19 protein-coding genes are annotated in these 26,843 nt (G+C 60.8%); 9 read left to right on the forward strand and 10 right to left on the reverse strand.

What is annotated here, in order from left to right:
- Window positions 1–183 precede the first annotated feature (183 nt).
- The gene (trpE, locus tag HZ994_17205) at window positions 184–1,683 is read right to left on the reverse strand and encodes an anthranilate synthase component I (protein QTN33981.1); all 1,500 of its coding nucleotides are present in this window, start codon (window positions 1,681–1,683) and stop codon (window positions 184–186) included.
- Between the two features lie 144 nt (window positions 1,684–1,827).
- Here trpE and HZ994_17210 point away from each other — a divergent pair, with 144 nt between their 5' ends.
- Complete coding sequence (locus HZ994_17210) at window positions 1,828–3,105, forward strand: hypothetical protein (protein QTN34432.1); 1,278 nt, start codon at window positions 1,828–1,830, stop codon at window positions 3,103–3,105.
- Between the two features lie 151 nt (window positions 3,106–3,256).
- On the opposite strand, the gene HZ994_17215 is transcribed toward HZ994_17210, so the two are convergent.
- The 4 genes from HZ994_17215 to HZ994_17230 all read right to left on the reverse strand — a co-directional run bounded on the left by HZ994_17215 (window position 3,257) and on the right by HZ994_17230 (window position 7,918).
- Window positions 3,257–3,790: a DUF1003 domain-containing protein gene (locus HZ994_17215; GenBank protein QTN33982.1), complete on the reverse strand. Its 534-nt coding sequence runs from the start codon at window positions 3,788–3,790 to the stop codon at window positions 3,257–3,259.
- A 104-nt stretch (window positions 3,791–3,894) separates the two neighbouring features.
- Window positions 3,895–5,577, reverse strand: coding sequence for a putative manganese-dependent inorganic diphosphatase (locus HZ994_17220; GenBank protein ID QTN33983.1), 1,683 nt, complete (start codon window positions 5,575–5,577; stop codon window positions 3,895–3,897).
- A gap of 57 nt (window positions 5,578–5,634) precedes the next feature.
- On the reverse strand, window positions 5,635–7,380 hold the full coding sequence (gene argS, locus HZ994_17225) for an arginine--tRNA ligase (protein QTN33984.1): 1,746 nt from the start codon (window positions 7,378–7,380) through the stop codon (window positions 5,635–5,637).
- Between the two features lie 58 nt (window positions 7,381–7,438).
- Window positions 7,439–7,918 (reverse strand): PTS sugar transporter subunit IIA, encoded by a 480-nt coding sequence (locus HZ994_17230; GenBank protein QTN33985.1) that lies wholly within the window; start codon window positions 7,916–7,918, stop codon window positions 7,439–7,441.
- Between the two features lie 198 nt (window positions 7,919–8,116).
- On the opposite strand from HZ994_17230, the gene hemC reads away from it, so the two are divergent.
- Window positions 8,117–9,061 carry a hydroxymethylbilane synthase gene (gene hemC, locus HZ994_17235; protein QTN33986.1) on the forward strand — a complete coding sequence of 315 codons (945 nt, stop codon included), beginning with the start codon at window positions 8,117–8,119 and terminating at the stop codon, window positions 9,059–9,061.
- Window positions 9,058–10,566: a uroporphyrinogen-III C-methyltransferase gene (gene cobA / locus HZ994_17240; GenBank protein QTN33987.1), complete on the forward strand. Its 1,509-nt coding sequence runs from the start codon at window positions 9,058–9,060 to the stop codon at window positions 10,564–10,566. The genes hemC and cobA overlap by 4 nt, the downstream gene beginning before the upstream one ends.
- Window positions 10,567–10,584: 18 nt before the next feature.
- On the opposite strand, the gene HZ994_17245 is transcribed toward cobA, so the two are convergent.
- From HZ994_17245 to HZ994_17260, 4 genes are read right to left on the reverse strand one after another with little or no spacing between them, the layout of a single operon-like run.
- A complete protein-coding gene (locus HZ994_17245; protein QTN33988.1) occupies window positions 10,585–13,542 on the reverse strand; it encodes a type I restriction endonuclease subunit R in 2,958 nt (985 codons plus the stop codon).
- Window positions 13,543–13,556: 14 nt separating this feature from the next.
- Window positions 13,557–15,530, reverse strand: a complete 1,974-nt coding sequence (locus HZ994_17250) for a putative DNA binding domain-containing protein (GenBank protein QTN33989.1) — start codon at window positions 15,528–15,530, stop codon at window positions 13,557–13,559.
- A gap of 23 nt (window positions 15,531–15,553) precedes the next feature.
- Window positions 15,554–16,846, reverse strand: a complete 1,293-nt coding sequence (locus HZ994_17255) for a restriction endonuclease subunit S (protein QTN33990.1) — start codon at window positions 16,844–16,846, stop codon at window positions 15,554–15,556.
- 3 nt (window positions 16,847–16,849) lie between these two features.
- A complete protein-coding gene (locus HZ994_17260) occupies window positions 16,850–18,418 on the reverse strand; it encodes a type I restriction-modification system subunit M (GenBank protein ID QTN33991.1) in 1,569 nt (522 codons plus the stop codon).
- Between the two features lie 125 nt (window positions 18,419–18,543).
- On the opposite strand from HZ994_17260, the gene HZ994_17265 reads away from it, so the two are divergent.
- From HZ994_17265 to HZ994_17290, 6 genes are all read left to right on the forward strand, one after another.
- Entirely contained in the window at window positions 18,544–19,299 is a 756-nt protein-coding gene (locus tag HZ994_17265; protein ID QTN33992.1) for a DUF1080 domain-containing protein, read from the forward strand.
- A 288-nt stretch (window positions 19,300–19,587) separates the two neighbouring features.
- The gene (locus HZ994_17270; protein QTN33993.1) at window positions 19,588–19,845 is read left to right on the forward strand and encodes a hypothetical protein; all 258 of its coding nucleotides are present in this window, start codon (window positions 19,588–19,590) and stop codon (window positions 19,843–19,845) included.
- Window positions 19,846–19,847: 2 nt separating this feature from the next.
- Window positions 19,848–20,606 carry an ABC transporter ATP-binding protein gene (locus HZ994_17275; protein ID QTN33994.1) on the forward strand — a complete coding sequence of 253 codons (759 nt, stop codon included), beginning with the start codon at window positions 19,848–19,850 and terminating at the stop codon, window positions 20,604–20,606.
- A gap of 7 nt (window positions 20,607–20,613) precedes the next feature.
- Window positions 20,614–21,468, forward strand: a complete 855-nt coding sequence (locus HZ994_17280) for a metal ABC transporter permease (GenBank protein ID QTN33995.1) — start codon at window positions 20,614–20,616, stop codon at window positions 21,466–21,468.
- A complete protein-coding gene (locus HZ994_17285; protein QTN33996.1) occupies window positions 21,465–23,390 on the forward strand; it encodes a phospho-sugar mutase in 1,926 nt (641 codons plus the stop codon). The genes HZ994_17280 and HZ994_17285 overlap by 4 nt, the downstream gene beginning before the upstream one ends.
- A 78-nt stretch (window positions 23,391–23,468) precedes the next feature.
- A complete protein-coding gene (locus HZ994_17290; protein ID QTN33997.1) occupies window positions 23,469–24,824 on the forward strand; it encodes a sulfatase in 1,356 nt (451 codons plus the stop codon).
- Window positions 24,825–25,223: 399 nt separating this feature from the next.
- On the opposite strand, the gene HZ994_17295 is transcribed toward HZ994_17290, so the two are convergent.
- Window positions 25,224–26,840: a CTP synthase gene (locus tag HZ994_17295; GenBank protein ID QTN33998.1), complete on the reverse strand. Its 1,617-nt coding sequence runs from the start codon at window positions 26,838–26,840 to the stop codon at window positions 25,224–25,226.
- Window positions 26,841–26,843 lie beyond the last annotated feature (3 nt).

Raw genomic sequence — 26,843 nt, forward strand, 5'->3', positions numbered from 1 at the left:
TTCCAACATGAGGGAATGCAACCATGCGCCGGTGGATTCGGTCCGGCTTCAGCTCATGGGCGTGAAAATTAACAGCGGACTGCGGCCATGGCTAGCGGGAAAGGCGGGTTGTGGCATCGAGTCATGGGCAGTCATGGAAATCGCTTGAATGTCCCACCCCAGGCGACGGGTCTGACATCGTCGCTATCCCGTGATTGTCTTGGCCAAGGCGATGGCTCGGAGGAGGGCTTTGGATTTGTTGACGGTCTCGTTGTATTCGTAGGTGGGATCGGAATCGGCGACGACTCCGGCACCGGCCTGGACGTGGGCTTTGCCGTCTTTCAAAAGGCAGGTGCGGAGGGTGATGCAGGAGTCGTGGGAGCCATCGAAGCCGAAGTAGCCGACGGCGCCGGCGTAGGCGCAGCGCTTGTTCTTTTCGAGCGAGTTGATGATCTGCATGGCGCGGATCTTGGGGGCTCCGGAGACGGTGCCTGCGGGGAAGGTGGCGCGCAGGACGTCGTAGGCGGTGTGGGAAGGGTCGAGCTCGCCATGCACGTTGGAGACGATGTGCATGACGTGGCTGTAGCGCTCGATGATCATGAAATCGTCGACCGTGACCTTGCCGTGTTTGGCGATGCGGCCGACATCGTTGCGGGCCAAGTCCACGAGCATGAGGTGCTCGGCGCGTTCCTTGGGATCGGCCAGAAGATCGGCGGCGAGGGCGTCGTCCTCCTCCGGGGTTTTCCCCCTCCAGCGGGTTCCTGCGATGGGGCGGATGTCGATGCGTCCGGCGATGGAGCGGACGTGGACTTCCGGCGAGGAGCCGACGAGGGCGAAGCCGTCCATTTCAAGGACGAACATGTAGGGGGAGGGGTTGACGTGGCGGAGGGCGCGGTAGAGATCGACGGGGGATTGGTCGAAGTCCGCGGTGAAACGCTGGGAGGGGACGAACTGGAAGATGTCGCCGGCCTTGATGAACTCCTTGCCGTCGCGGACGATCTGTTCGTATTCCGCTTGGGTTGTGTTGGAAACGGCGGGTTCCTCGGTGATTTTGGCGAGGCCGTTGAGGGCGGGGATGTGGAGCGGGCGGTTGAGGATTTCCACGATGGCATGGATGCGTCCGGTGGCGGCGGCGTAGGCTTCCTCGGCGGTGGGGTGCTCCTCCAGAAACGCGTTGGCGATGATCTGGACGCGGCGCAGGCGGTGGTCGAAGACGACGAGCGTGTCGGCGAGCATGAAAAGCGCGTCGGGGATGCCGAGGGTGTCGGGCGGGGAGTCCGTCAGGGTCGGCTCGAACTGTCGGACGGCGTCATAGGAAAGGTATCCTACCATTCCGCCGGAGAAAGGCGGGAGGGCGGGGTTCGGGACGGGCTTGAAGGGCGCCATCTCGCGCTCGAGGGCGGCGAGGACGTCGTCGGGGGCGGTGAGGCTGCGGGTCTTGTTGCCTTCGGTGATGGTGATTTCTTTCCCGTTAGCGGAGAAAATGCGTTTCGGGCCGGAGCCGATGATGGACCAGCGCCCGCCCTTGTCGGTGGCTTCGGCGGATTCGAGGAGGAAGGAATGCTTCGCGTCGCGGAGCTTGAGATAGGCGGAGAGCGGCGTCTCGAAATCTGCGGCGAGCTGTGTGAACACGGGCACGACGTTTCCCTGTTGGGAAAAGGCGGTGAAAGCTTCCAGGGATGGCTCGACGGGGATCAGGGACACGGGGGGAGGATGGGGCAAAACTCCAAACTTTAAACTTCAAATTTCAAGGAAGCCCGGGATTTGGCCGACTCTTTGCGGTCGTTAGGGAGCACGGCTTTCCGCATTGCGTTTTTGCGGGGTGGGGGGAATGTAGGCGCCGTGGCGATTGGCTTGGAAGAATTGAAAAGGAAACTGCCGGAGGGCGGGTTGTTTGGAGGCGGGGCGTGGCAGTGGTCGCCGGAGCCGTTGAGGCTGAGTGCGGCGGAGGCGAAGGAGGTGGTGGCGATGGGGCACACGTTGGCGAAGTTCCAGCAAGCCTGCGATCTGCTGTATCGGCGCTCGGCGGCGGGGAAAATTTTCCCATGGTTGGCGGAATTGCTCGATGAGGGTAAGCCGGATTGGCTGGCGGTCTTGCAGCGCGAGGCGGGGATGATGGATCAGTTTCCGAGGGTGATACGGCCTGACCTGATGTTTGCGAAGGGGCGCTTCGCGGTGACGGAGCTGGACGGTGTGCCGGGCGGCATGGGGATTACGGCGTGGCTTTCCAAGGTCTATTCCGAAGCGGGATATGAGGTGCTCGGCGGTGCGGAGGGCATGGTCGAGGGGTTCCGATCCATCATGCCGGATGGTGGGGATATCCTGGTGTCCGAGGAGGCGGGGGACTATCGGGCGGAGATGGACTGGCTGGCGGGAAGGCTTGGGGAGGGGTGGAAGACGGAAAGTGCGGAAGAGTATGAGGAATGCGGGCGTGACATCTACCGCTTCTTCGAGCTGTTCGATTGGGAGTCCATGCCGAATTTCCGCAAGCTCGCGGAGCGGTCGGCGAAGGGAGGGGTTCGCGTCACCCCGCCTTTCAAGGCCCACCTTGAGGACAAGCTCTGGCTGGCCTTGTTCTGGTCGCCCGCGCTGAAGAAAACCTGGGAGCAATCGCTGCGCGGGAGTCAGTTGCGGCGGTTGCGGGAGCTGATTCCCTTCGGCTGGGTGCTCGATCCCGAGCCGCTGCCGCCGCACGCGGCCTTGCCACGGATCAACGCCCATTCGTGGGATGAGGTGGCGGAATTTTCCCAGAAGGAGAGGCAGCTGGTGCTCAAGATCAGCGGATTCCACGAAACGGCTTGGGGCTCGCGGGGTGTGTTCATCGGGCATGATCTTTCGTCGGCGGAGTGGAAGGAGCGGCTGGGCGCGGCGCTGGCGCAATCGGCGGAGCAGCCATGGCTGATGCAGGAATTCCACGAGGGCAGGCGCTTCGAGCATCCGGTCTATCAGGAGGATGGCGGCGTGAGGATGACCGAGGTCAGGGCGCGGCTGTGCCCGTATTTTTTCACGGACAGGAGCGGCGAGACGAAGTTCGGCGGCTGCCTTGCGACGCTGGTGCCCGCGGACAAGAAGAAGATCCACGGGATGAGCGATGGGGTGCTGGTGCCGTGTGTGGTGGGGGAGTGATTTCCCTCAGGCCGCCTTCGGCTCGGCACTCACAAAGGAGAGTTTCGGCCAGCAGGATGCCAGCGCGAAACGCGTGCCGACAATCGCTCCCCCGATGGAGCGGATTTTTGCGAGCTGTCTGCTAGCGGTTTGCGAGCCGGTTCATGGGAACTCATGTTCTGTTGGAGCGGATGTGATCGCGGATTTCAGTGCTGAGATCCGCGATGCGCGAGCTGAGGGTGTGGGTGAGTTCCGTCAGTTCCGTGTTCTTGCGCATGAGGTCGAGGAGGATTTCGAGATTCGCGTTTGCCTGTGCCTGGGACAATTCCCCCATCCTCGCAAGTTCCTCACGGTGGAGCGCATCGCTTTCCACGTTTGCCTTGTCGCGATCCGCCTGGCGGGTCTGGGCGAGCAGGATGAGCGGTGCCGCGTAGGCCGCCTGCAAACTGAAGGCGAGGTTCAGCAGGATGAACGGGTAGAGGTCGAAGCGGACGACACCCGCCGCGTTGAGGATGATCCAGGCGCCGACGATAACCGTCTGGCTGATGATGAAGGTGGGCGTGCCGAAAAAGCGGGCGAAGGATTCCGCTTTTTTCCCGAAGCCATCAGAGCCGAAGGCCGATGTGAGATGGTGGCTGCCGATGTGGAAGCGCAGGTGGTGTTTTGCCTTGGGGGTGGTTGGAAGGGAGGGGGCTTCGTTGTTCATGGCTAGCTGTCAGTGTGAGCAGTCCGCGATGGATATCGAGGGGAATCGCCTTTGCCAGATGACGGCAGGCTGGTCGGATGGGGGCAGGCCGGGCGCCGGAGTGGTCAGACCCTGTCCGCATGCTCGATGGCATCGCAGACGGCGGGGAAGATCTGGCGTTTGCGCGAAACCACGCCTGGGGCGAGGTAGAGGTTCTCATCGATGCGGTTGAACGGAAGCGCGGCGATGACATTTTCCGGGCCGACGGCGAGCACCATGCTCTTGAGCAGCGCCACATCGGTGACGACGAGGACGGCAATGTCATACCCCTTGTCATACTGGAGCGTGCGCAGCGCGGTTTCCAACTCCTCGCGGCGTGCCTTGAAGCCGTGCAAGTCCCGTTCCTCGACCTGCGAGATGCTGATGAACTTGCCCTGCTCGTTGAACTCCTTCCGATCCGTGTGGATGATCTCGTCGGTCGTGCCGTTGGCGATGAGTGAGCCGACGGCGAAAAATTCCTCGGCGAATTCCTTGGCATCCACGCGTGCGATTCCGCTCAGCCAAGTGAGCATTTTCTGGTCGAGCTTGGTGGTGGTCGGCGAGGTCAGGCAGAGGGTGTCGGAGACGATGCCGCCGCAGAGGCAGAGCGCGACTCCCGGCGCGGGGATCAGATCGCGGTGGAAAAATTTCCGTGCGACGAGTGTGCTGGTGGATCCGACCGGCTCGTTGAGGTAGCGGATCGGCTCGCGGGAGACGAGGTCGCCGGAGAGGCGGTGGTGATCGATGACTTCGGTGATCGTTGCTTCCTCGATCCCGGAAATCGCCTGGGCGTATTCGTTGTGATCGACCAAGGCGAAGCGCAGCCGGGGGGGATCGACGAGATCCGATTTCGCGATCACTCCGAGCATCTTGTGTGAGCCGATTTCCATGACCGGAAGAGATCCCTGGTCCGCGGAGACAAGCTGCTTGCGGAGTTTGGAGACCGGCTCGATGTCGTTCACGGAGATGAAATTGGTTTCCATCACGTGGCGGACGGTGCGGGAGCAGCGGATGAGGGTGTTGGCGCTCGCCGTGTCCTGGCGGCAGCGGAGCAGGACCGTGCCCTTGGCGATGGCGAAGTCCTTGATTTCCTGGGAGATCTTGTTCATCCCGGTGACAAGCAAGGCGCGGGCGCCTTTCTCGATGGCGAGCCTCTGGACGATGGGGCGGTCGCCGCAGATGACGAGGAACTGGCCGACGTTGCCGTCGCTTGTCGCCTCATCGAGGCGCGATTTCACCGTGTCCTGGGAGGAGGCGCCGACAAGGAGGATGAGATCCTCCTCCGCGTCCTGATCGCAGATGCCCGCGCCGTGGCTTTCCGCATCGAGGGTGGCGGCGAGGTTGTGCAGGGAGGCATGCACCGTCCTCACGCTGAGTCCCTCCGTGTTGTCGGGCAGGAGGAGTTTCAGCAGGTTGATGTATTGGAGCATGCCTGCGACCGAGCCGTCGTCGTTGATCACGGGGACGCAGCGTATCCCTGCCGCAAGCATGCGGTTGTAGGCGGTCAGGAAAGTGTCGGAAGGCCGCACTTGGATGACTTCCCTCTTGCAGATCATCCCGGAGGTGGTGCGGGCATCGGTCAGCAGCAAGGGTGCATCGAAGCCCGCCTTTTCCAGCACCCATTTCGTCCGTTGGGAAACCTCCCCGCAGCGGGCTGCGATGGCTTCCGGCTCTTCGCCGCTGGCACGCAGCAGGGCGGCATGGCCGATGGCCGAGCACACGGCATCTGTGTCCGGGTTCTTGTGGCCGATGACGTAGAATGGTTCCATGGCTGGATAAAAGCTGAAAATCTGAAAACTGGAACGCTGAAATACGCGTTGGATGAATTACATCCTGTCCGGGCAGCGGATTCCAAGCAGGCCGAGGCCTTTTTCAAGCACCTTGGAGCTCAGTTCGCACAGGGCGAGGCGGCTGGAACGGATCGGCTCCTCCGATTTCAGGACCGGGCAGGCCTCAAAGTAGGAATGGAAGGCGCGGGCCAGCTCAAGCAGGTAGTTCGCCAGCAGGTTGGGCCTATGGTCTTCGAGGACGAAGGGGACGACCTCGCCGAAGCGGGAAAGCAGGCGGGCGAGGTGGATTTCCTCGGGTTTTTCCAAAACGATGGTCGCCGATTTCCCGTCGAACCCGCCTTCGAGTTTCCGGAAAATGGAGCGGATGCGGACGTTGGAATACTGTAGGTAGGGGGCGGTGTCGCCGTTGAGCGCGAGCATCCGGTTCCATGCGAAGACGTAATCCGTGAGGCGGTTCTGGGAGAGTTCCGCGAATTTCACCGCACCGATCCCGACGATTTCCGAAATCTCCTTCGCCTCCTCGCCGACGAGATCCGGGTTCTTCTCGGCGATGGCTGCGGCGGCGCGCTCGATGGCTTCCTCCAGCACATCGGTGAGGCCGACGTTGTCCCCGGAGCGGGTTTTCATGAGCTTGCGATCCTCGCCGAGGATGGATCCGAAGGCGATGTGGCGGAAGTCGCCGGTCTTGCCCCAGCGGGCGGCGGCATCGAAGAGCTGGCGGAAATGGAGCTGCTGCGGGACGCCGACGACATACCAGACCTGGTCGGCGTTCCATTCGTCGATGCGGTATTTGATCGTGGCGAGATCGGTGGTGGCGTAGAGGAATCCCCCGTCGGCCTTGCGGATGATGGCGGGGTTGTCGGTCCAGCCGTCCTCCTTGTGGACCTTGAACGGGTCTTCGCCCGGTGGCTTTTCCCCCCCGGAAAACACGCAGACCGCCCCGTCGCTCTCGCGGGCCAGGCCTTTTTCGAGGAACTCATCGACGAGGCCGGGGAGCATCCCGTTGTAGAAACTCTCGCCCAGCCAGTGGTCGAATTTCACATCGAGGCGATCGTAGATTTTCTGGAGACCGGCCTTCGAGACATCGATGCACTGCTGCCAGATTGTGAGGTTTTCCGCGTCGCCGGCCTGGAGTTTCACCAGCTCCGCCTTGCAGGTATCGAGGACGGCGGGATCGTCCTTGGTGGCGGCGTTGACCTCGCGGTAAACGCGCACCAGTTCCGCGATGGGATCTTTCTCCAGCGCACCGTGATCGAGCCGGGTTTTCCAGCCGTGCAGGATCATGCCGAACTGCGTGCCCCAATCGCCGATGTGGTTGTCGGCGATGACCTCGTAGCCGAGGAAGCGCGCGATGCGGCAGAGCGAATCCCCGATGATCGTCGAGCGGATGTGGCCGACGTGCATTGGCTTGGCGACATTCGGGGCGGAGAAATCGATGACCACCCGCTTGCCTTCGCCCGGTTCCGGCACGCCCAGCCTGTCGTCCTTGAGCAAGGCCTCCGCATGGGCGGCGTAAGCTGCGGGAAGGATGCGGAAATTGATGAAGCCCGGCCCGGCGATGTCCGCTGTGGCGAGGTCGCCGAGATCGATGGCATCGATGACCTGTTGGGCGAGGGCGCGGGGATTTGTCTTCTGCTTTTTGGCCAGCACCATCGCGGAGTTGCTCTGGTAATCGCCGAAGCGCAGGTCGGCGGCCGCTTCGATGTTCGGCGGTGTGGCTTCGCCAAGGACGGATTCAAGCGCGCCGGACAGCCGGGATTCGAGATTCTGGAGGAGGGTCATGCAGGGAAGGAAATGCTGGAAGGCTGGAAACTGAAACGCTGGAACCCGGTGGGCGGCCTCAGGCGGATTGCTCTGTGCGGATCGGCTTCGGATCGAGGATCGCAAGGATTTCGTCGCGGCATCCGGCGGTTCCAAGTTTGCGGCGCACCTCGGAGTTGGTGAACATTTTCGCGATCGCCGCCAAGGTGCGGAGGTGCAGGTGGTAGTCCTTGCGGGGGACGATGAAGAGGATGATGAAATGGACGGGGGCGTTGTCGAGCGCTTCGAAGTCGATCCCGGCCTTGGATCTTCCGAGAACCGCCACCACTTCCTCCATCGTATCGGAAAAGGTGTGTGGGATGGCCACGCCCGAGCCGATGCCGGTGCTGACCTGAGCCTCGCGCTCTTCAAGGGCGGTGAGGATGTCTTCCCGGCATTCCTTCGGGATGTCGCCTTTTTCGGAAAGGAAATCCACCAGCTCCACGATGGCGGGCCAATGCTCGGTGGCCTTCATATCCAGCAGGATATGATCGATGTCGATCAGTTTGGCCAACTTCATGGAAACGCTTGTCCGGGTGCGGACGGGGAGGGGGATTATCGGCCTCACAACGAATTTGCAAGGACATTTCCCGACATCAGAATAACCCCGGTCTGCCCGAAAGAAAGTCCCGGAAAGGGATGCGCCCGATTTCTTAACCTTGCACGAAGCGGCAATGGGCGGCATGGAGGGGGCGGGCAGCGTCCCGCGAAAACTATCATGCGGAAAGTGATCATCATCGGCACGAGGGGCAGCGATCTGGCGCTGGTGCAGGCCACGGCGACGGAAGGCTTGCTCCGGGCTGCCTTTCCGGATGTCGTTTTCCGCCGGGAAATCATCAGCACCACCGGCGACCGTAGGACGGATGTCTCGCTCGCCGATGTCGCCAAGGCGGAGGGGACTTTTGACAAGGGCGTTTTCATCAAGGAACTCGAGGAGGCGCTGGCGGATGGCTCCATCGACATCGCCGTGCACAGCCTCAAGGACATGCCGACGGTGGTGGATGCGCGCTTTGCCATGGTCGCGACCCTGGAGCGCGCCCCCGTCCGCGATGTGTTGCTGACAAAGACCGGCGGCGGGCTCGCTGGCCTGAAACCGGGGGCGAAAGTAGGCACCAGCAGCGTGCGGCGCGCGAAGCAGATCGAATTCCTCCGCCCGGATCTGGAACTCCTCGATCTCCGGGGAAATGTCCCTACCCGTGTGATGAAACTCGCCGAGCATCAGGATTACGATGCCATCCTGCTCGCCGAGGCCGGGCTGGTGCGGCTGGGCTTTCTCCCCGAGATCGCCCCGGACGGTGACGAGACCGTGAACCATTTCCCCAACGTGCATGCCACCCGCCTGCCGGAGAGCGATTTCTATCCCGCCGCAGGCCAAGGCGCCATCGGCCTCGAGATCCGGGACGGCGATGCGGATGCCTTGGCTTTCGCAAAAGCCATCAACCATCCCGCGACATGGGCAAAAGCCACCGCCGAGCGCGAGTTCCTGCGGCTCCTGGATGGCGGCTGCCACACCCCGGTCGGGGTGTATTCATATCTCGATGGGGAAACGATCCGCCTCTTCGCCCGCGTCTTCCCGGATGAGGGCGGCACCCCGCGCACCGGCCACGCTACCGGCACAGACCCGATAAAAACCGCCCACGAACTTTTCCATACACTCACATGACCACCCAAGGAATCTGCTATCTCGTCGGCGCCGGCCCAGGCGATCTCGGTCTCGTCACCCTCCGCGCGAAGGAGTGCATCGAAACCTGCGACGTGCTCGTCTATGACGCCCTGAGCAGCCCCGAGCTCCTGCGCTGGACAAAGCCCGGCTGCGAGAAAATCTACGTCGGCAAGCGCGCGAAAGACCATGCCGTCCCGCAGGATCAGATCAACCAGATCATCGTGGATCATGCGAAGAACGGCAGGATCGTCACGCGGCTCAAGGGCGGGGATCCGATGATTTTCGCCCGCGGCGGCGAGGAAGCCGCCGAGCTTGCAGAGGCAGGCGTCGCCTTCGAGATCGTCCCCGGCATCAGCTCCGCCATCGGCGGCCCGGCCTATGCGGGCATCCCTGTCACGCACCGCGATCACAACACCCAGCTCACCATTTTCACCGGCCACGAGGATCCGACGAAGGGCTACTCGTCCATCGACTACGCCCAGCTCGCGAAGACCCCGGGGACGAAGGTTTTCCTCATGGGCGTCGCCCGCCTGCGCGAGATCACATCCTCGTTCATCTCGAACGGAGCCGAAAAGGATACCCCGATCGCCCTCGTCCGCTGGGCGACGACCGGCTCGCAGTGGACCATCGTCGGCACCCTGGAAACCATCGCCGACATCGCGGAGAAGGAGGGCTTTTCCTCTCCCGCCGTGGCTGTCATCGGAAACGTCGTCAACGAGCGTGCGAAGATCAATTGGTTCGAGAAACGCCCGCTGTTCGGGAAGAAAATCGTCGTCACCCGCACCCGCGAGCAGGCCGGCGATCTCAGCAAGCGGCTCCAGAACCTCGGCGCGGATGTGATCGAGCTTCCCACGATCCGCATCGAGCTCCCGGAGGATCGCGAGGGCTTCGCCGAAGGCGTCACCCACGCCCACGAATACGACTGGCTCGTCTTCACCAGCCCGAACGGGGTCGAGAAATTCTTCGACGCATTCTTCGCCACCTACGAGGACGCCCGCAGCCTCGGCAATCCCAAGATCGCCGCCATCGGCCCCGGCACGGCGGCGAAGATCCGCGAATACCGGATCGGCGTGGATCTGCTGCCGAAGCAGTTTGTCGCCGAAGGGCTCATCGAGGCGTTCAAGGAAATCAACGTCGAGAACCAGACCATGCTCTGGGTGAAGGCCGCCGAGTCCCGCGACGTGATCTACGACGGCCTCATGAAACTCGGCGCCATCGTGGACGAATGCATCGCCTACCGCACCGTTCCGGAAACGGACGACTACACCGGCGCACAGGCGAAGTTCATCGAGGACGGCGCGGACATGGTCACCTTCACCTCCAGCTCCACCGCCGAGCACTTCTTCGCCCTCGACCTCCCATGGCCGGAACGATGCGTTGCCGCAAGCATCGGCCCGGTGACTTCCGCGACGCTCAAGGAACTCGACCACAAACCCGCCGTCGAAGCCGCACAGCATGACATCCCGGGTTTGGTGAAAGCGATCACGGACTACTTCGGGAGATAGACGGGTCAAGATACCCCGTTACGCCGCCACCCCACGGATGAACGTCTCCACATAGTCCACCACCTTTTCCAGCACCCGCTTCCGGGTGGGGCCACGTTCTAGTATTCCCAGCGGCTTTTTGATCAGATCCACGATATCGGGGTCTGGCAACGGCTCCTGGCCGGTATAGACGTAGCGGTCGATGACTTGCTTGAGCTTGTCCGCATCGAGCTGTTCTTCCTTCACCAGTTGGTCGAATGCTGCGGCACGTTCGATCTCCCAGAAATCCTCGAAGCTGTCGGGGATCTCGGCGGAGGAGTCGAGTTTCGGCAAGTTGCTGTCGATGAACTTCTGGATCAGCTCTCGTTTGCTGCGGAGTTCGATGTCGCCCGCCACGCTGTCGAGGATGAGCTTGCGGATGCCGGCCTGCTCTGCCTCGTCCGCGTCGTAGAGCCTTGCCAGCAGGGTGAGGATGTATTGGACGTTGATCACGTCTCGGTGGATCAGCTCCAGCTCGAAGTCCACGTCCGCGAGGATGGAGGCTTTCTCCTTGGTGTTGTCCGTCTTGACCTTGTCGTAGAGATCCAGATAGGCGCTTCGGTAGTCGGCGAAGCGTTGGGCGGGCAGGGTCAAATCACCGTCGTCGAACTCTGAGAAGGATTCGAGGATGTTCCGCAGGCGCATCAGCTCACGGAAGATTTTGACGAACTTCAGCTCCTCCTCCTCGTCCTTCAGATCCTTCACGCTCTTCACCGTGGGCGTGAGCGCCAGCAGATGCATCACGGCTTCGTTGAAGGCTTTGACGTATTCGTCATAGGGCGGCACGAAGATCTCCTCCTTGGCGTGGACATTGGAGAACAGCGCGATGGCCTCATCGGTGCGCTTCTTGAGGTTGCGGAAGACCACGATGTTCCCCTGGCTCTTCACCTCGTTGAGGATGCGGTTGGTGCGGCTGTACGCCTGCACCAGTCCGTGGTAGCGCAGGTTCTTGTCCACGTAGAGCGTGTTCAGCGTCTTGCTGTCGAATCCCGTTAAAAACATGTTCACCACCAGCAGGATGTCCACCTTCCGCTCCTTCACTTTCCTGGCGATGTCCTGATAGTAGTTGTAAAAGCTCTGGGTGTCCTTGGTGGAGAAGTTCGTGCCGAACATCGCGTTGTAGTCGGAAATGAAGCCGTCCAGCTTCTCCCGCGTGTGCGGATTGCCGCCCTCGCCACCGATGATCTCGCCGCCTTCGTCGAGGATGCCGTCGGCATCCTTGTCCTCCTCGTTGCTGGTGTAGCTGAAAATGGTGGCGATCTTCAGCTTGTGCTTCCCTTCCGCCTTCCGCTTGGCGAACAGCTCGTAATACTTGATCAGCACGTCCACCGAGCTGACGCACATCATCGCGGTGAACTCCTTGTTCCGGGTCTTCACCGCGTGATTAGCTATGATGTAGTCGGTGATCTTCTCCAGCCGTGCCGGGGACTCCATGAGTTCCTTGGTATCGATCCCCTCCACCTCGATGTCCACTTCCGTGGCGGTGCCGGGCTTGCGCTTGTATCGACCCACGTATTCCACGGCGAATTTCAGTACGTTCTCGTCCTTGATCGCATCCGTGATCAGATAGCTGTGCAGCTTCTTGTGAAAGAGATCCTTGGTCGTGCGGTTGACGCCGCTCCCTGACTTTTCAACAACCCGATAGGGCACGGGGTCTTCCGCCGCCATGCTGACCCCATAGGTTTCCGTCTTGTGCGACCGCGCCGCCTTCATCGGAGCCGCGTTCTCGGCGAAGATCGGCGTACCGGTGAAACCGAACATCTGGTGATTGCGAAAAAACTCCGTGATGCGCTTGTGCGTGTCGCCGAACTGGCTGCGGTGGCACTCGTCGAAGATGAAAATGATCCGCTCGTCCCGCAGCTTCTCCATCTGCGCGAGATACTGCGGCTTGCTGATGGCGGTGTTCAGCTTTTGCAGGGTGGTGACGATCAGCTTGGTGTCGTCGGTGAACTGCTGCACCAGCTTGCTGGTGTTGTTGGTGCTGTCCACGCTGCCTTTGCTGAAGCCGTTGAACTCCTTGATCGTCTGGTAATCCAGATCCTTCCGATCCACGCAGAAGACCACTTTATAGACGCTCGGCAGGCCGGTGATGATCTGCGCCGCCTTAAAGGAAGTGAGCGTCTTGCCGCTGCCCGTGGTGTGCCAGACGTAGCCGTTCGGGTCGGTATCCGGCGGATGGATCACCCGTTCCACGATCTCCACGGCTGCGTAGAACTGATACGGGCGCAGCACCATCAGGATCTTGTCCGTCTCGTTTAGCACCGTGTATTTGCCGATCATCCCTCCCAGATGCTCCCGGTTCAGGAAAGCCGTGGTGAAGGCGGGTAGCTCGCGGATCGTCTTGTTGTCTTCGCTTGCCCAGTAAAAGGTTTGCTTGAAGGACTGTTTCCGGGCGTTGGCGTAATACTTCGTGTTCACCCCGTTGGAGATCACGAAGAGCTGCACGAAGTGGAACAGTCCCTGCGCGCTCCAGTAACTGTGCTTCTGGTAACGCTGGATCTGGTTGAAAGCCTCCTTCATCTCCAGCCCGCGCCGTTTAAGCTCGATCTGCACCAGCGGCAGGCCGTTGACGAGGATGGTCACGTCGTAGCGGTTCTTGTAGCTGCCCTCGATGGCCACCTGCTGCGTCACCTGGTAGAGGTTCCGCAGCGGATTCACCGAGTCGAAGAACTCCAGATAAACCGTCTGCCCGTCCTCCCGATCCAGCTTCATCCGGTCGCGCAAGGTCTTCGCCTTCTCGAAGACGCCTGCCTTGCGGTTCAGGTGGTTCAACACCTTGGAGAACTCGCCCGCCGTCAGCGCCAGGCCGTTGAAAGCCCCCAACTGCGCTTTAAGGTTCGCCAGCATCGACGCCTCATCCGTCACCGCCACCTGCGAGTAACCTTGGCTGATGAGCTGGGAGACCAGTTCATTTTCGAGAACCTGTTCTGCTTGGGTGATGGTCGTGACGGGTGGCATGGCGCGTTGGGAAATTAGGCTTTGGTGTAGGCCTGTTTCTCGTGATTCGGGGTGTCTGGAAACGCCCTGCGCAACCGCTGTTCCTTGCACAGCTTTGAGAGGTAATCCTGCCGCAAAGTCCTCTCCCCACGATTCAGGATTCTGGCTAGGGAACCGATCGTGATGAAATGCCCTTCGCAAACCCGGACAATCAAATCCTCGAATTCCTTCCGTTGCATCCGCCCTTTGGTTCGTGGTAGCTCTGCCACGGACTCCAAATCTGCAAGGAATTCAGGGGTGAGGGCGTCAATGGAATCGACAAAAGGCAGGTGGAACTTGTCTGAGATCAAGCGCCCCATTTCATCCCGATTTTGAGATTCTTCCCCCTCGTTAATTGTGGACCTCGGCGCGCTAATTGTAGAGCTCGGCGCACTAATTGTAGAGCTCGGCGCGCTAGTTGTGGAGCTGCCTGAGCCGAAAACATCGTCAGGATTGGTCGCCGCCACTTGGGTGAAACGATAAACTGCCCCCCTCCCGCTGCCGGTGAGGCTGAGGAAGCCCTTCTCCACCAGCAAACGGAGCACCTTGCTCACGTCCGAGGGGTGCAAATTACTCAACTCCGCCAGCCGGGTGTGGGTCAGCCGACCCTCGGAAAGGGTGATGGCGAGGGCGAGTTGGGCATTCTTTTCCAGCTCCACGAATGCCGGACCATAGGAAATCCGTAGGACGTCCAAAATCCCCGGATCGAACAAATCCAGCATGTGCAGTTCCAGAATCGTCCGGTTGTTCGGCTCCATTTCCTCACGGATGAGCGGCTTGCGCCAATGTCGGGTCGCCCAACCCGCGAGGATCTTCTGCAAGCCGGTTCCAGCCTGCTCCCCGATATTCACGTAGCGGAACATCTCATGGAGCGTCCTATTACGGCAGTCAGATTCATAGCCTTCCACCGCCGTTTCAATCGGGATGCGCATCAGACCGGGATTGAGAAATCCAAACATGTCGGGACGCTTGACGACGTAAATCTTCGCCCGGTCCCGGTAGTCCGCGTGGACAAGCACATTGGCCAGTGCCTCACGCAGCGCCACATGCACAGGAGAATCCTCCTGCCGCAGGCCGTCCACCACCTGGAAGGGCACCTTGAGATCCGCTGTGAGTTTGGGATACACTTTGAGGTAGAAACTGTAGAGGTTTCCGGCCCATGTCCCGTCGAAGGTCACGCGGTCGATCCAGCGCTTGTCCGATTTCGATTCCGGACGCTCCATGTAATCCAGAAAGAAGTTTGGGAACACCTCGCGGATGGATCGGTGGGAGCCAAACATCAGCAAGCCTGCCTTGGTGAGTCCTTCCTGCTCGCTCTCCCGATCCCGCTTCCAGCCGCCGATGGCCCGGAGGAAATCCAAATCGTCCAAGCCGCTCCAGACGTGGCCGGGATTCAGGTTGGTGTGCGTTTGTCGATAGACCTTGAGCGTGCCGTAATCGAGATCCGCCATCGTATAGGTCGGCAGCAACTCATCGTCCAGGCTGTCGTGCTGCTGCTCCGCCAGCATGAGTTTCACATCCTCGTCGCTCATCCGCTGATCGCCCTCATGCAGGCGGCGGTAACAATGGCCGCCAAGCGGATTGCCATCGAGAAAGACCGGGCGCTGTCGCCGGGATGCACGGGGTATTCCCACGGCGATGATCGTGTGCCCCTCGATCACCAGTGTTTGCGCCGACTCGTTGCTCAGCAGGTTGACACTCACCTTGCCGGGGTTGTTCACCGTATCGAACAAGTCCTTGAGGATCTTGTCCGGATTCACAATCGAGTGGAAAGTGAAGACACCGCCTTTCTCCTTCACGCCAAGCAGAACGACACCGCCGTTCGTGTTCGCCATGGCGGAATAGCTTTTCCAGAAATCCCGGGGCAGTTCACCCTTACCGTCTTGCCCCGCCGCCAGCTTGCATTCGAGTTCACAGGACTCGCGCAAGGTTTCGAGGTCAGAAGCGGATTGGAGGGAAACGGGGAGCATCGGTGAATTGAGATGGAACGAAGTTACACAAACATCTGCTGCAGCAGCCCTTTCTTGAAGGCTTGGGTGTGGGTGATCTGCTGGGAAACGCTTTCGATCTTGCGGTCGAGGGCGGTGAGGAAGTTGGCGATCTTGGTTTGTTCGGCGGTATGCGGGATCGGCAGCTTGATGTTGCAGAGCATGTTTTTGGAAAGTCCGAGCACCTTCGTCCCTTGGGCGATTGTCATGATCTTCAGGCGGACTTCCCTGGACTGCATGAGATAACCACCGAACCCCGGAGATACTGCGCCTTTCCGTGGTCTGGCGATAAAGGTGTGGAGACCGGCAAGAGTCTTCTCCCCGAGTTCTATGATCTCGATGCACTTGCCGACATCGGCGTAGTCCTCCGAAGCATCAGCAATGACCAAATCTCCGACCCGGCAGTAGCAGTCCTTTGAAATTCGCTTGAGTTCCACTTCCGGTTTAATGAACGGAACAACCTCTTTGGAAAGGTGGAAGTTGCTCCTGAACTTCGTGTGGATGTCCCCGTAGTGGATGTTTCGGACTTCGCCGCCTTCGTAGGTAAGGAGGTCGCGGGAATAAGAATTGGTGTTCTGGAACGTGTAGATCTCGGAATACTTCTTCTCCTCCCACTCGGGGAAGTCGTTGCCGTGGTCGTCTTTGAAGCGGAGGGCTTGGGTGAAGAGCTGTTGCATCACGCCCTTCTTGTAGTCCTCCAGCAGGGCTTTCTTTTGGCTCAGTTGCCCAATCCGCCCATCCACCGCCGTCAAGAAGTCCGCGATCTTCCGCTGCTCCGGGAGGGAGGGAATTGATACGGTTACCTCTTCCAAGGATTCCTGTCCGATGTTGTAGCGTGTGCTGCCGCCACTGCGGGAGGTCATGTCTTTTCTCGGCTTGGCGGTCTTCAGCATTCCATTGAAGAACACGGGATCAAACTCCCTAATCGGCCTGCCGCGAATTACAAAGCCACCAAACGTAGCTGACTTACCCCTATCCAAATAGACATTCGCCTGACCGACCTCCTCACGAGTTTCAGAGCTGCGTTGAAACAGGATGTCCCCGTATTTTACCTCGTTCTTTTTGAAGTCCCGATCCGGGATTTGCACGGAACCGATGATAAGGTCATGAACGATGAAATCGTTCTCGATGATGTCCAATACGTTGATGAACTTGATTCCTGATCCGTATTGCTCCTTTCCTGCGTTGTAGCCGTTTTTGAACGACATCAACTTACCCATTGGAGTTTCAATCCAGTCATCCCGGAACGAATTGAACCTCAGACGCGGTGCTTTCGGTATGCTTGGAGACGCGGTCATAATTCAGAAAGGCGCTTTGACTCCCAACTCCGCACAGAACCCAGCGATTACCTTGTCGGTGTCACCCATTTTCTTCTCTAGCTCCGCCAGTTTCCCGGCGACTTCTTCCAAATCCACTGAGTCTTCCACCTCGAAGGTATCGACGTAGCGCGGAATGTTCAGGTTGAAGCTGTTTTCCTCGACCTCGCTCAACTCCGCAACTTGGCTGAACTTTTCAATGCTCTCCCGTTTCCGGTAGGTGCTGACGATACGCTCAACATGCTCGGGACGCAGATAGTTTTGATTGCCCACTTTTTCAAAGCCCTGACTGGCGTCGATGAAGAGGATGTCGTCGGGGTTCTCGCGCTGCTTTTTCAGCACGAGGATGCAGGTGGGGATGCCGGTGCCGAAGAAGATGTTGGGCGGGAGGCCGATGACGGCATCGAGGTAGTTGCAATCGTCGATGAGGTATTTCCGGATGTGTCCCTCCGCCGCGCCCCGGAAGAGGACACCGTGCGGCAGGACGCAGGCCATGGTGGCACCGTTGTCGAGATGGTGGACCATGTGCTGGACGAAGGCGAAGTCGGCCTTGGTTTTCGGAGCCAGTTTGCCGTAGGCGCTGAAGCGGTCGTCATTTTCATGGATGGCGCTGGCGGACCAGTTGGCGGAGAAGGGCGGATTGGCGACGATGGCATCGAAGCGCAGGTCGGCATGCTCGGGGGCGGGATGCTCCAGGGTGTCCTCGTTCTTCAGGTCGAAGCGCTGGTAGTGGACGCCGTGCAGGATCATGTTCATGCGGGCGAGGTTGTAGGTGGTGGGGTTCATCTCCTGGCCGTAGAAGTGGCCGACGTCCTTCACCTCCTTGGCCACGCGCAGCAGCAGGGAGGCGGAGCCGCAGGTGGGGTCATAGACGCTCTTGAGCTTCTTCTTCCCGGTGGTGACGATCTTCGCCAGAATGGTGCTGACCTCCTGCGGCGTGTAGAACTCGCCCGCCTTCTTCCCCGCGCCGCTGGCGAACTGGCCGATGAGGTATTCATAGGCATCGCCCAGCACGTCGGCCTCGGTATCGGCGAGGCGGAAGTCGATCTTGTCGAGGTGGCTGAGCACCTTGGCGATGAGTTCGTTTTTCTGGTTCTCGGTTTTCCCGAGCTTGGACGAGCCAAGATCGAGATCCTCGAACAGCCCCTCGAAGTCGTCCTCGCTGGCGTGACCCATGGTGCTGGCCTCGATGTGCTTGAGGACGGCGGTGAGGTCTTCGAGGATGAAGTTGTCGGTCTTCTGCGCGCCCTTCTCCGCCACCTTGTGGAAGAGTTCAGTGGGTTTCAGGAAGTAGCCGAGGCGCTCGATGGCTTCTTCCTTGATGGCGGCGAGCATTTCCTGCCCCTGCTTCGTGGTGTCGTCGATCTGGTCGAACCGGATGCCGTCGTGCTTCAGGATCTCGTCGGCGAAGAGGTGCATCCGCTCGGAGAGGTATTTGTAGAAGATGAAGCCGAGGATGTAGTCCCGGAACTCATCCGCGCCCATCTTCCCGCGCAGGGTGTTGGCGATGTTCCAGAGCTGGGTTTGGAGGATCTTCTTGTGGTCTTCGGTCATGCGGTGTTGGGCGTGTCATTTCTAGGGATTACCGGGCGGGCGGGAAGGAAAAAGGTGGGCGAGCGAAGATCGCCGCCACGGGGGATTTCTTGAAACGATGCGCCTGTTCCTGGCGTATCGATGGCATGCCTAGGATCGCCGCCCTTCTGCTTGCTGCCTCTGTTTCCTTTGTCTCCGCCGCCGAAGTCGGTGTCGGCGCGAAGCCCATTGAGGGCGCGGAGGTGATCTTCGATGGCACCCGTGAGATGCTCGATGCGAAATGGATCTACTGGGAGGGGCCACGTTTTGCCTCCGCGATGCCGATCAAATGGAAGATCGTGGAGGATCCGGTCGATGAAGGCTCGGCGATGAAGACCGACGATCCGCTTTCGAAAGGCCAATACGGTGCGGCGGATATCGTCACGAAAAAGGAATACCGCGACTTTCGGTTGCACATTGAGTTTCTCGTCAATAACAAGGGCGGAAACAGCGGCGTCTATCTCCAGAACCGCTACGAGATCCAGATCAAGGATGGCGACAAGACCAAGCACGGCATGGGCGCGGTGATCAACGAGACGGAATCGCCCTACCATCTCTACAAAGGGCTCGGGAAATGGAATGCCTACGACATCGTCTTCCGCGCCGCCCGTTTCACCGATGGCAAGCTGACCGAGAAGGCGAAGGTCACGGTCTATTTCAACGGCGAGAAGGTTCACGAAAATGTCACGATCAACCAGGTCTGGGGTGGTCCGAACTCAGGGATAGACGGCGGAAACGACGGCGGAAAAGGAATCACCGACCGCCCCGGCGGCCTCAAGCTCCAGTGCGAAGGTCACGATGTCCGTTACCGGAATATCTGGATCAAGGAGCTTGATCTGGATGAGGCGGGGACGGATTTCTGAATAAGGAGAAGGGGTTTGCAAGCCCTTTGCAAAGGACTGGGAACCCAATGCCAAGGCTTCCGCAAAGGGGTTGCAAACCCCATCCGCTTAATGCACATTAGTTGCGTGAGGGGATCCCCGTTGGTACGCACGTTTCTGGTTCTGGCGCTGCTTGTGGCATCGGGGATCGGCTTCGCGCGCTTGACCCATCGAGGTGCGACATTGCCGTTAGGCCAGGTCGTGGATGCTCCCCAAACTCCGGAGAGTTCACGGATCCCGGCCAAGATTTTTCTGAGTCTCTCGCGACCTGTGGGTTCCATCGAGCTGGAGATCGGTGGTGGGGCGGTTGAGCTGACCCGCCAGGAACAATGGGATTTTTCCGGAACCGCACTCATCGATCCTTCGGATCCGATTGTGTCCCTGAAGGCCTTGCCGAATGATCCGAAGAGGACGGGCGTCCCGCGGATGTTTGCCAAGCTCGTCGTGGAGACGGAGGGCAAGAAAACCTTCACCCACGTCTTCGACGCAACGGGTGTCATCGACGATTTCGTGGAGCTGCCGTTTTGAACATGGAGGAGGATCACACAAGCCACGAATGCTGCGCGCACCATGGACATCACCACGAACTGGTGGTCGAGGGCCTATCCGTATACTACCGCGACATCCTCGCACTCAGCGGGGTTTCGATGGCGACCTCCTGCGGAAACCGTGTGGCGCTGATCGGCCCGAAACGGGGCGGGAAATCGACTCTGCTAAAAGCGATCGCCGGGCTGGTGCCACGAAGCTCGGGCGAGATCCGTTGGCGGGGGACTGCTGTGAAAAAGTGGTCGCGTGAGTTCGCCTACCTTCCGCAGCGGGAGGAGATCGATTGGTCGTTTCCCATCACTGTCCGCGGCCTGGTCGAGATGGGGCGCTACCCACAGACCGGGTGGTGGCGGAAATTTTCCGAAGAGGACACGCGCGCCGTGGATGCTGCGTTGGAATCCCTGAACCTCAACGAACTCCATCACAGGCAGATCCGCGAGCTTTCCGGCGGGCAGCAGCAGCGTGCGTTCCTCGCACGCGCCATCGCGCAGGAGGCGCACGTCCTGCTCCTCGACGAACCTTTCACCGGCCTCGACCGCAACGCCTCGCAGCTTCTGGGCGAGCTGCTTGAAAAACTCGCGGGCGAGGGTCGGCTCATCATCGCTTCCCACCACGACATTGCCAACGCACCGGCGCTCTTCGACGAGGTGCTTGTGCTCAACACACAACAGGTCGCGTTCGGAGCCATCGGCGATGTGCTGACCCCGCAGCTTGTCGCAGAAACTTTTTCCCTCCCCGCCTGACGATCCCATGTTTGAGGAATTACTAAGCAGCCCCTTCTACCAGCGCACCCTCGCGGCGGCGGCCTTCATCGGTTTCACCAACGGGTTCTTCAGCGGCTTCGTTGTTCTGCGGCGGAACGCCCTTTCGGTTTCCGCGCTCTCCCACACCATGCTTCCCGGGATTGCGCTCGGCATCCTGGTCACCGGCGTTCTGAGCCAGTGGAATGCCTTCTTCGGCGCGATGTTCGCGGCGCTTCTCGTTGGCATGGGATCGGTTGCCGTGGCGCGGGGGAAACGGGTGGCGGAGGGGACCTCCCTGGCAGTCCTCTACACGGCGGCCTTCGCGCTCGGCGTTGCGATCCTACCGAAACTCGACACCCGTTCGGAGCTGGAGCACTGGCTCTTCGGCGACATCCTTGCGGTCGGCAACACCGACATCTGGATCGCGTTTTCCATCGGCTCGGTGATCCTGCTCGTGACCAACCTCCTCATGCGCCCGCTGCTGCTCACCCTGTTCGAGCCGAATGTGGCGGCGGCTCAGGGTGTGCCGGTGCGGGTGATGCAATACCTCGTCTTCGGCATGCTGGTGCTGGCGCTGGTGTCATCATTGCAGGCGGTCGGCTGCGTGCTTTCCGTGGGACTCCTCGTAACCCCCGCCGCGACGGTCTCGCTGCTGACCGACAAGACCTCCGCGCTGTTCTGGGGCGGTGGGCTCATCGGCGGACTCGGATCGGTCGCCGCCGTTGTCATTTCCAGCCCGCTTGGCGTCTCACCCGGCCCGGCGATTGTGATCCTTTTGGGACTGCTGTTTATTTTAGCCTACCTCTTCAGTCCGAAGTACGGTCTGCTTTCCCCGAAATTCCTCACGAAAAACCAGACATGAACGACCTCCCCGAACAACTCTCCGGCGCCGTGGCATCCGGCGAACTCCTCGAATCCGCCAAGGGAAACATCGAATCGCTTCTCGCCGGCGCCGCCAGCGATCTGCCGATGAACACGGTCAAGGAACTCGTTGCTGCGGGAAATTTCGGGGAGCTCAACGACCGTTTCTTCAAGACCCTGGCCTTCGGCACCGGCGGCCTGCGTGGTCGCACGATAGGTCGCACCGTCACCGCCTCCGAGCAGGGCGCGGGCGGCCCGAACGGCAGGCCGGAGTTTCCCTGCGTCGGCACGGCGACGATGAATTACTACAACGTCTCACGCGCCGTGCGGGGGCTGATCGCCTACGTGAAATCCCATGTCGGCGAGGGCAAGAAACCGTCCTTCGCCTTCGCGCATGACACCCGCCATTTCTCCAAGGACTTCGCCGATTTCTGCGCGAGGGTCTGCGCCGACCTCGGTTGCGACGCCTATGTCTTCGACGGCCCGCGCTCGACTCCGGAGCTTTCCTTCGCTGTCCGCCAGCTCCGTTGTGATTCGGGCGTGGTCATCACCGCCAGCCACAACCCCGCGCACGACTGCGGCTTCAAGGCATACTTCAACGACGGTGCGCAGATCGTCGAGCCTCACGCGGCGGGGATCATCGCGGAAGTCAACGCGATCACAAGCGAGCGCTACGACGCGCTGCCGGAAGGCGAGCGGGGCAAGGTCACGGTGCTGGGCGCGGACTTCGATGGGAAGTACGTCACCCTTTTGAAAACCCTGCTGCTCCAGCCGAATCTGTTAGATAAGGCGCCGATCAAGGTGGTTTTCACCAACCTCCACGGCACCGGCGGGCACATCAATGTGCCCATGCTGCGAGGGCTCGGCTTCGAGGTGCTCACCGTGCCGGAGCAGGACATCCAGGATGGGCGCTTCCCCACCGTGGAATCGCCGAATCCCGAGAACGGCCCGGCGCTTCGGATGGCCATCGAGCTCGCCGACAGGGAGGGCGCGGAGATCGTGATCGGAACGGATCCGGATGCGGACCGGATGGGTGTCGCCGTGCGCGATGCCTCCGGGGAAATGGTGCTTCTCACAGGAAACCAGATCGGCTCGCTGATGGCCTGGTATCGCCTCAGGAGCATGTTCGACCTCGGTTGGCTGACCAACGCGAACCGCAGCCGTGGGGTGATCGTGAAAACCTTTGTCACGACGGAACTCCAGCGCGCCATCGCGGATTCCTTCGGCGTCTCCGTTGTCGATACCCTCACCGGCTTCAAATACATCGCCGCGAAGCTCAGGAAATACGAGGATGCGATCCCCGCGGATCGCAAGGGCGACTACCGCTCGCTTTCCCAGGAGTCCACCCGTGCGCTGCGTCTTGAGTTTTCACGATTCTTCGTCTTCGGCGGTGAGGAAAGCTACGGCTACCTGGGTTCCGACGCGGTGCGCGACAAGGATGCGAACGGTGCGACCCTGATGTTCGCGGAGGTGGCGGCCTACGCGAAATCCGTCGGGAAATCACTGCCGGAGTTGTTGGACGACCTCTACAAAGAGTTCGGCTATTACCAGGAGATCGGCAAGTCCCTGACCATGGAAGGCGCCGACGGAGCGGCGAAGATCCAGGCGCTGGCAAGCTCCTATGCCAACAACCCGCCGACGGAGATAGCCGGATCGGAGGTCACCCGTTTCCGCGATTTCTCCGCCCAAGACATCTACGATCAGGAAGGCGACCCACTGCCCAAGGAGAAAATGCTCTTCTTTGACCTTGCCGATGGCCGTTCCTTCGCCGTCCGCCCCTCCGGCACCGAGCCGAAGATCAAGTACTACCTCTTCGGGAAATCCGATGTCGGCGACGACCTCGCGGAAACGAAAGCCAAGGTCGCCGCCTCCCTGGATTCCCTCTGGGCATGGATCGGGGGGGACGCGAAGGGCAGGGGGTGAACCGAAGGAATCCTGCCGACCACCCCTGGTTACTTTCCGTAGGATTCGAGCCGCCCGGCGCGTAGGAAGCCCCAACCCATGATCACCAAACTCTCCGTTTTCGCTGCGCCCTGCCTCGCCGCCACCCTATCCGCAGCCGCGCCGCGCCCGAATTTCCTTTTCGTCATCGCCGACGACCAGCGCTGGGATGCGATGGGTGCCGTCCAGCGCGAGCAGGGCGCGAAGGCGCGCTTCCCGTGGTTCGAGACGCCATCCATGGATCGCCTCGCGGCGGGCGGCGTCCGTTTCCGCAACGCCTTCATCACCCACTCGATCTGCTCCCCCGGCCGCGCCGGTTTCCTGACCGGCCAGCACAGCCATGTGAACGGCATCATGGACAACAACACGCCGTTCCCGGAAAACTCGGTCACCCACGCCACGCTTCTGCGGGACGCCGGCTACCGCACCGCCTACTTCGGGAAATGGCACATGGGACACCAGAAGGGGCAGCGCCCCGGCTTCATGCACTCCGCCAGCTTCATCGGCCAGGGCGTCTATCAGGACTGCCCCTTCGAGATCAACGGCGTGATGACACCCACCACGGGCTGGGTCGATGATGTCAGCACGGATCTGGCCATCGCCTGGCTCAGGGAAAACCGCTCCAAAGCCTTTTCCATGGTCGTCGGCTACAAGAGCCCGCACAACCGGCGTGGCGGCGAAAACCTGCCCGAGCGCTTGCGCGGAGCCTACGAGGGGAAAACCACCCGCCCCACGCCCAACTGCGACATCGCGGCCGTCTATCACAAGCCCCTCACCGAAGCCGACAAGGGCCGAGAGCGCGGGCTTTCCGCGAACTCCGTGCACCTCGATTACCTGCGCCACATCAAGGGCATCGACGAGAACCTCGGCCGCCTGCTCGACAGCCTCGACGAGCTCGGCCTCGCCGAGGATACCGTGGTCGTCTACACCAGCGACAACGGCTACTTCCTGGGCGAGCGCGGCCTCGGCGACAAGCGCGCCCTCTACGAGGAAGGCCTGCGCCTGCCTTTCATAGTCCGCTACCCCCGCCTGTTCCCGAAGGGGAAAACGGTTGATGAAATGGTGCTCAACATCGACCTCGCCCCGACCTATCTCGATCTCGCCGGGCTGCCCGCCCAGCCCGCGATGCACGGGCGCAGCTTCAAGGCGCTCGCCGAGGGCGAAACGCCTCCGGACTGGCGCACATCTTTCCTTTCCTTCTACCGCAAGGAGCTCGGCGACACCCCCACCTGCCGCGCGATCCGCACTGCGGACGCCAAGCTCATCGTTTATCCGAACCGCCCCGAGTGGAACGAGGTCTATGACCTGGCAAACGATCCCTACGAGCTCAACCGACTCCCCGCAGATGGAGCGCTCGGCACCCGCCTCCAGGCCGAGTTGCAAAAGCGGATGGATGCCGTCGGTTTCAGCCAATGAGGTCGGGGAGGGAACCAAGGCCGAGGGAACAGCCATGCCCAAGAGTGACGGGATCGATCTGTTTCCAGCCATTCGGGAGGTCATCGATCTGTTTCCGAATCGTCCCTGCCATTGGCCGGGATACCTGTTGTTGAGGGCTGTCTCATTCGGCCGCATCCGCATAGCCCCTGTATCAACGATGAGAAAGCAACCCGGCACAGGGAGCGGAAATCGGAAGACTCATTGCGGCATTTGGCTCAGTAAGCCAGAGCATGGGGGAGTCCTGGGAGCGGAATGGGCCTTCTTGATTGGATTTCTCGTTCTGCTCACCCTTCTGGTGTTCACCGCGCCGCAATTCAATGCGATGGTCTAACCAGGCACCAATCCCAAACCTGCCCGGCCGCGACGGCTTGCGGTCGTTCAGGCTTTCCCGGATGCCTTGAGGGCGGCGGCAACGAAGCCTGAGAAAAGCGGGTGGGGGTGGTTCGGCTTCGAGAGGAACTCCGGGTGGAACTGCGCGCCGACGTAGAAGGGATGGTCCGCCAGTTCGATGATTTCCACAAGACCCTCGTTCGCGGAGACCGAGGAAATGATGAGGCCGCCTTCCTGGAGCCTGTCCTGGTAGTCGGAATTCACCTCGTAGCGGTGGCGGTGGCGCTCGTTGATTCGGTCCACGTTGCCGTAGAGATCCGCCGCCTTGGTGCCGGCGAAGAGGATGGACTCGCTGGAGCCCAGGCGCATGGTCGCGCCCATGTCCTCGATGCCCTTCTGCTCTTCCTGCAGGCAGATCACGGGGTGGGGGGTGGCCTTGTCGAACTCGGTGGAATTCGCCCCGGCCAGGCCGCACATGTTGCGTGCGAACTCGATGGTTGCGATCTGCATGCCGAGGCAGATCCCGAAGTAGGGGATGCCGTTCTCGCGGGCGTATCGGGCGGCGAGGATCTTGCCCTCGATGCCGCGATCCCCGAAGCCGCCGGGCACAAGGATGCCATCCACATCGCCGATGACCTCCCGGGCGCCGTGCTCCTCGATGGCCTCCGCCTCGACGCGGACGATCCGCACCTTGGTGTCGTGGTGTGCGCCGGCATGGACGAGCGATTCGTAGATGGATTTGTAGGCGTCCTGAAGCTCGATGTATTTCCCAGCCACGGCGATGGTGACATTGTGGGTGGGGTGGATGATGCGCTCGACGAAGGTCTCCCATTTCGCGAGATCCGGTGAAGGGGTGTGGCCGAGGCCGATCTTGTCCACCACCAGGCGGTCGATCTTGTCCCGGCGCAGGTCGAGGGGGCATTCGTAGATGGTGTGGGCCACATCGCGGAAGGCGACGACGTTCTTTTTCTCGACGTTGCAGAACATGGCGATTTTCTTGCGGTTGTCCTCATCAAGATCCGTTTCCGTCCGGCAGATGATGATGTCCGGCTGGATGCCCAGCTCGCGCAGCTTTGCGACGGATTGCTGGGTGGGCTTGGTCTTGGCCTCGCCCGCCGCCTTGATGTAAGGCAGCAGTGTGACGTGGATGAAGCAGACATTCTCCTTGCCCACCTCCAGCGCGAACTGGCGCAGGGCCTCGATGAAAAGCAAGCCCTCCATGTCGCCGACGGTGCCGCCGATCTCGGTGATGAGCACATCGACTTCCGGGTTGCACTTGGTGACCTTGTGCATGCGCTCCTTGATCTCGTCGGTGACGTGGGGGATGAACTGCACGGTTTTCCCGAGGTATTCGCCCTTCCGTTCCTTCTTGATGACGGAGTCGAAGACCTGGCCGGAGGTGAGGTTGTTCATCTGCGACATGACGCCTGAGGTGAAGCGCTCGTAGTGGCCGAGGTCGAGATCCGTTTCCGCGCCGTCGTCGAGGACATAGACCTCGCCGTGCTGATAGGGCGACATGGTGCCGGGATCGACGTTCAGGTAGGGATCGAATTTCTGCATCAGGGTCTTGAGGCCGCGCGCCTCAAGGAGGGTTCCGATGGATGCTGCGGCGAGGCCTTTCCCGAGAGAGGAAACAACGCCGCCGGTGACAAAGATGTATTTCATAAA

The organism is Akkermansiaceae bacterium, assembly GCA_017798145.1.
GTDB lineage: Bacteria > Verrucomicrobiota > Verrucomicrobiia > Verrucomicrobiales > Akkermansiaceae > Luteolibacter.

What these genes read in the sequence shown, in the direction of transcription:
- HZ994_17255 (QTN33990.1), bottom strand. Translation starts at nt 16,846, where the DNA reads ATGACCGCGTCTCCAAGCATACCGAAAGCACCGCGTCTGAGGTTCAAT.
- HZ994_17245 (QTN33988.1), bottom strand. Translation starts at nt 13,542, where the DNA reads ATGCCACCCGTCACGACCATCACCCAAGCAGAACAGGTTCTCGAAAAT.
- HZ994_17230 (QTN33985.1), bottom strand. Translation starts at nt 7,918, where the DNA reads ATGAAGTTGGCCAAACTGATCGACATCGATCATATCCTGCTGGATATG.
- HZ994_17265 (QTN33992.1), top strand. Translation starts at nt 18,544, where the DNA reads ATGCCTAGGATCGCCGCCCTTCTGCTTGCTGCCTCTGTTTCCTTTGTC.
- HZ994_17295 (QTN33998.1), bottom strand. Translation starts at nt 26,840, where the DNA reads ATGAAATACATCTTTGTCACCGGCGGCGTTGTTTCCTCTCTCGGGAAA.
- argS (QTN33984.1), bottom strand. Translation starts at nt 7,380, where the DNA reads ATGACCCTCCTCCAGAATCTCGAATCCCGGCTGTCCGGCGCGCTTGAA.
- HZ994_17215 (QTN33982.1), bottom strand. Translation starts at nt 3,790, where the DNA reads ATGAACAACGAAGCCCCCTCCCTTCCAACCACCCCCAAGGCAAAACAC.
- cobA (QTN33987.1), top strand. Translation starts at nt 9,058, where the DNA reads ATGACCACCCAAGGAATCTGCTATCTCGTCGGCGCCGGCCCAGGCGAT.
- HZ994_17275 (QTN33994.1), top strand. Translation starts at nt 19,848, where the DNA reads ATGGAGGAGGATCACACAAGCCACGAATGCTGCGCGCACCATGGACAT.
- hemC (QTN33986.1), top strand. Translation starts at nt 8,117, where the DNA reads ATGCGGAAAGTGATCATCATCGGCACGAGGGGCAGCGATCTGGCGCTG.
- HZ994_17260 (QTN33991.1), bottom strand. Translation starts at nt 18,418, where the DNA reads ATGACCGAAGACCACAAGAAGATCCTCCAAACCCAGCTCTGGAACATC.
- HZ994_17285 (QTN33996.1), top strand. Translation starts at nt 21,465, where the DNA reads ATGAACGACCTCCCCGAACAACTCTCCGGCGCCGTGGCATCCGGCGAA.
- HZ994_17290 (QTN33997.1), top strand. Translation starts at nt 23,469, where the DNA reads ATGATCACCAAACTCTCCGTTTTCGCTGCGCCCTGCCTCGCCGCCACC.
- HZ994_17220 (QTN33983.1), bottom strand. Translation starts at nt 5,577, where the DNA reads ATGGAACCATTCTACGTCATCGGCCACAAGAACCCGGACACAGATGCC.
- HZ994_17280 (QTN33995.1), top strand. Translation starts at nt 20,614, where the DNA reads ATGTTTGAGGAATTACTAAGCAGCCCCTTCTACCAGCGCACCCTCGCG.
- HZ994_17250 (QTN33989.1), bottom strand. Translation starts at nt 15,530, where the DNA reads ATGCTCCCCGTTTCCCTCCAATCCGCTTCTGACCTCGAAACCTTGCGC.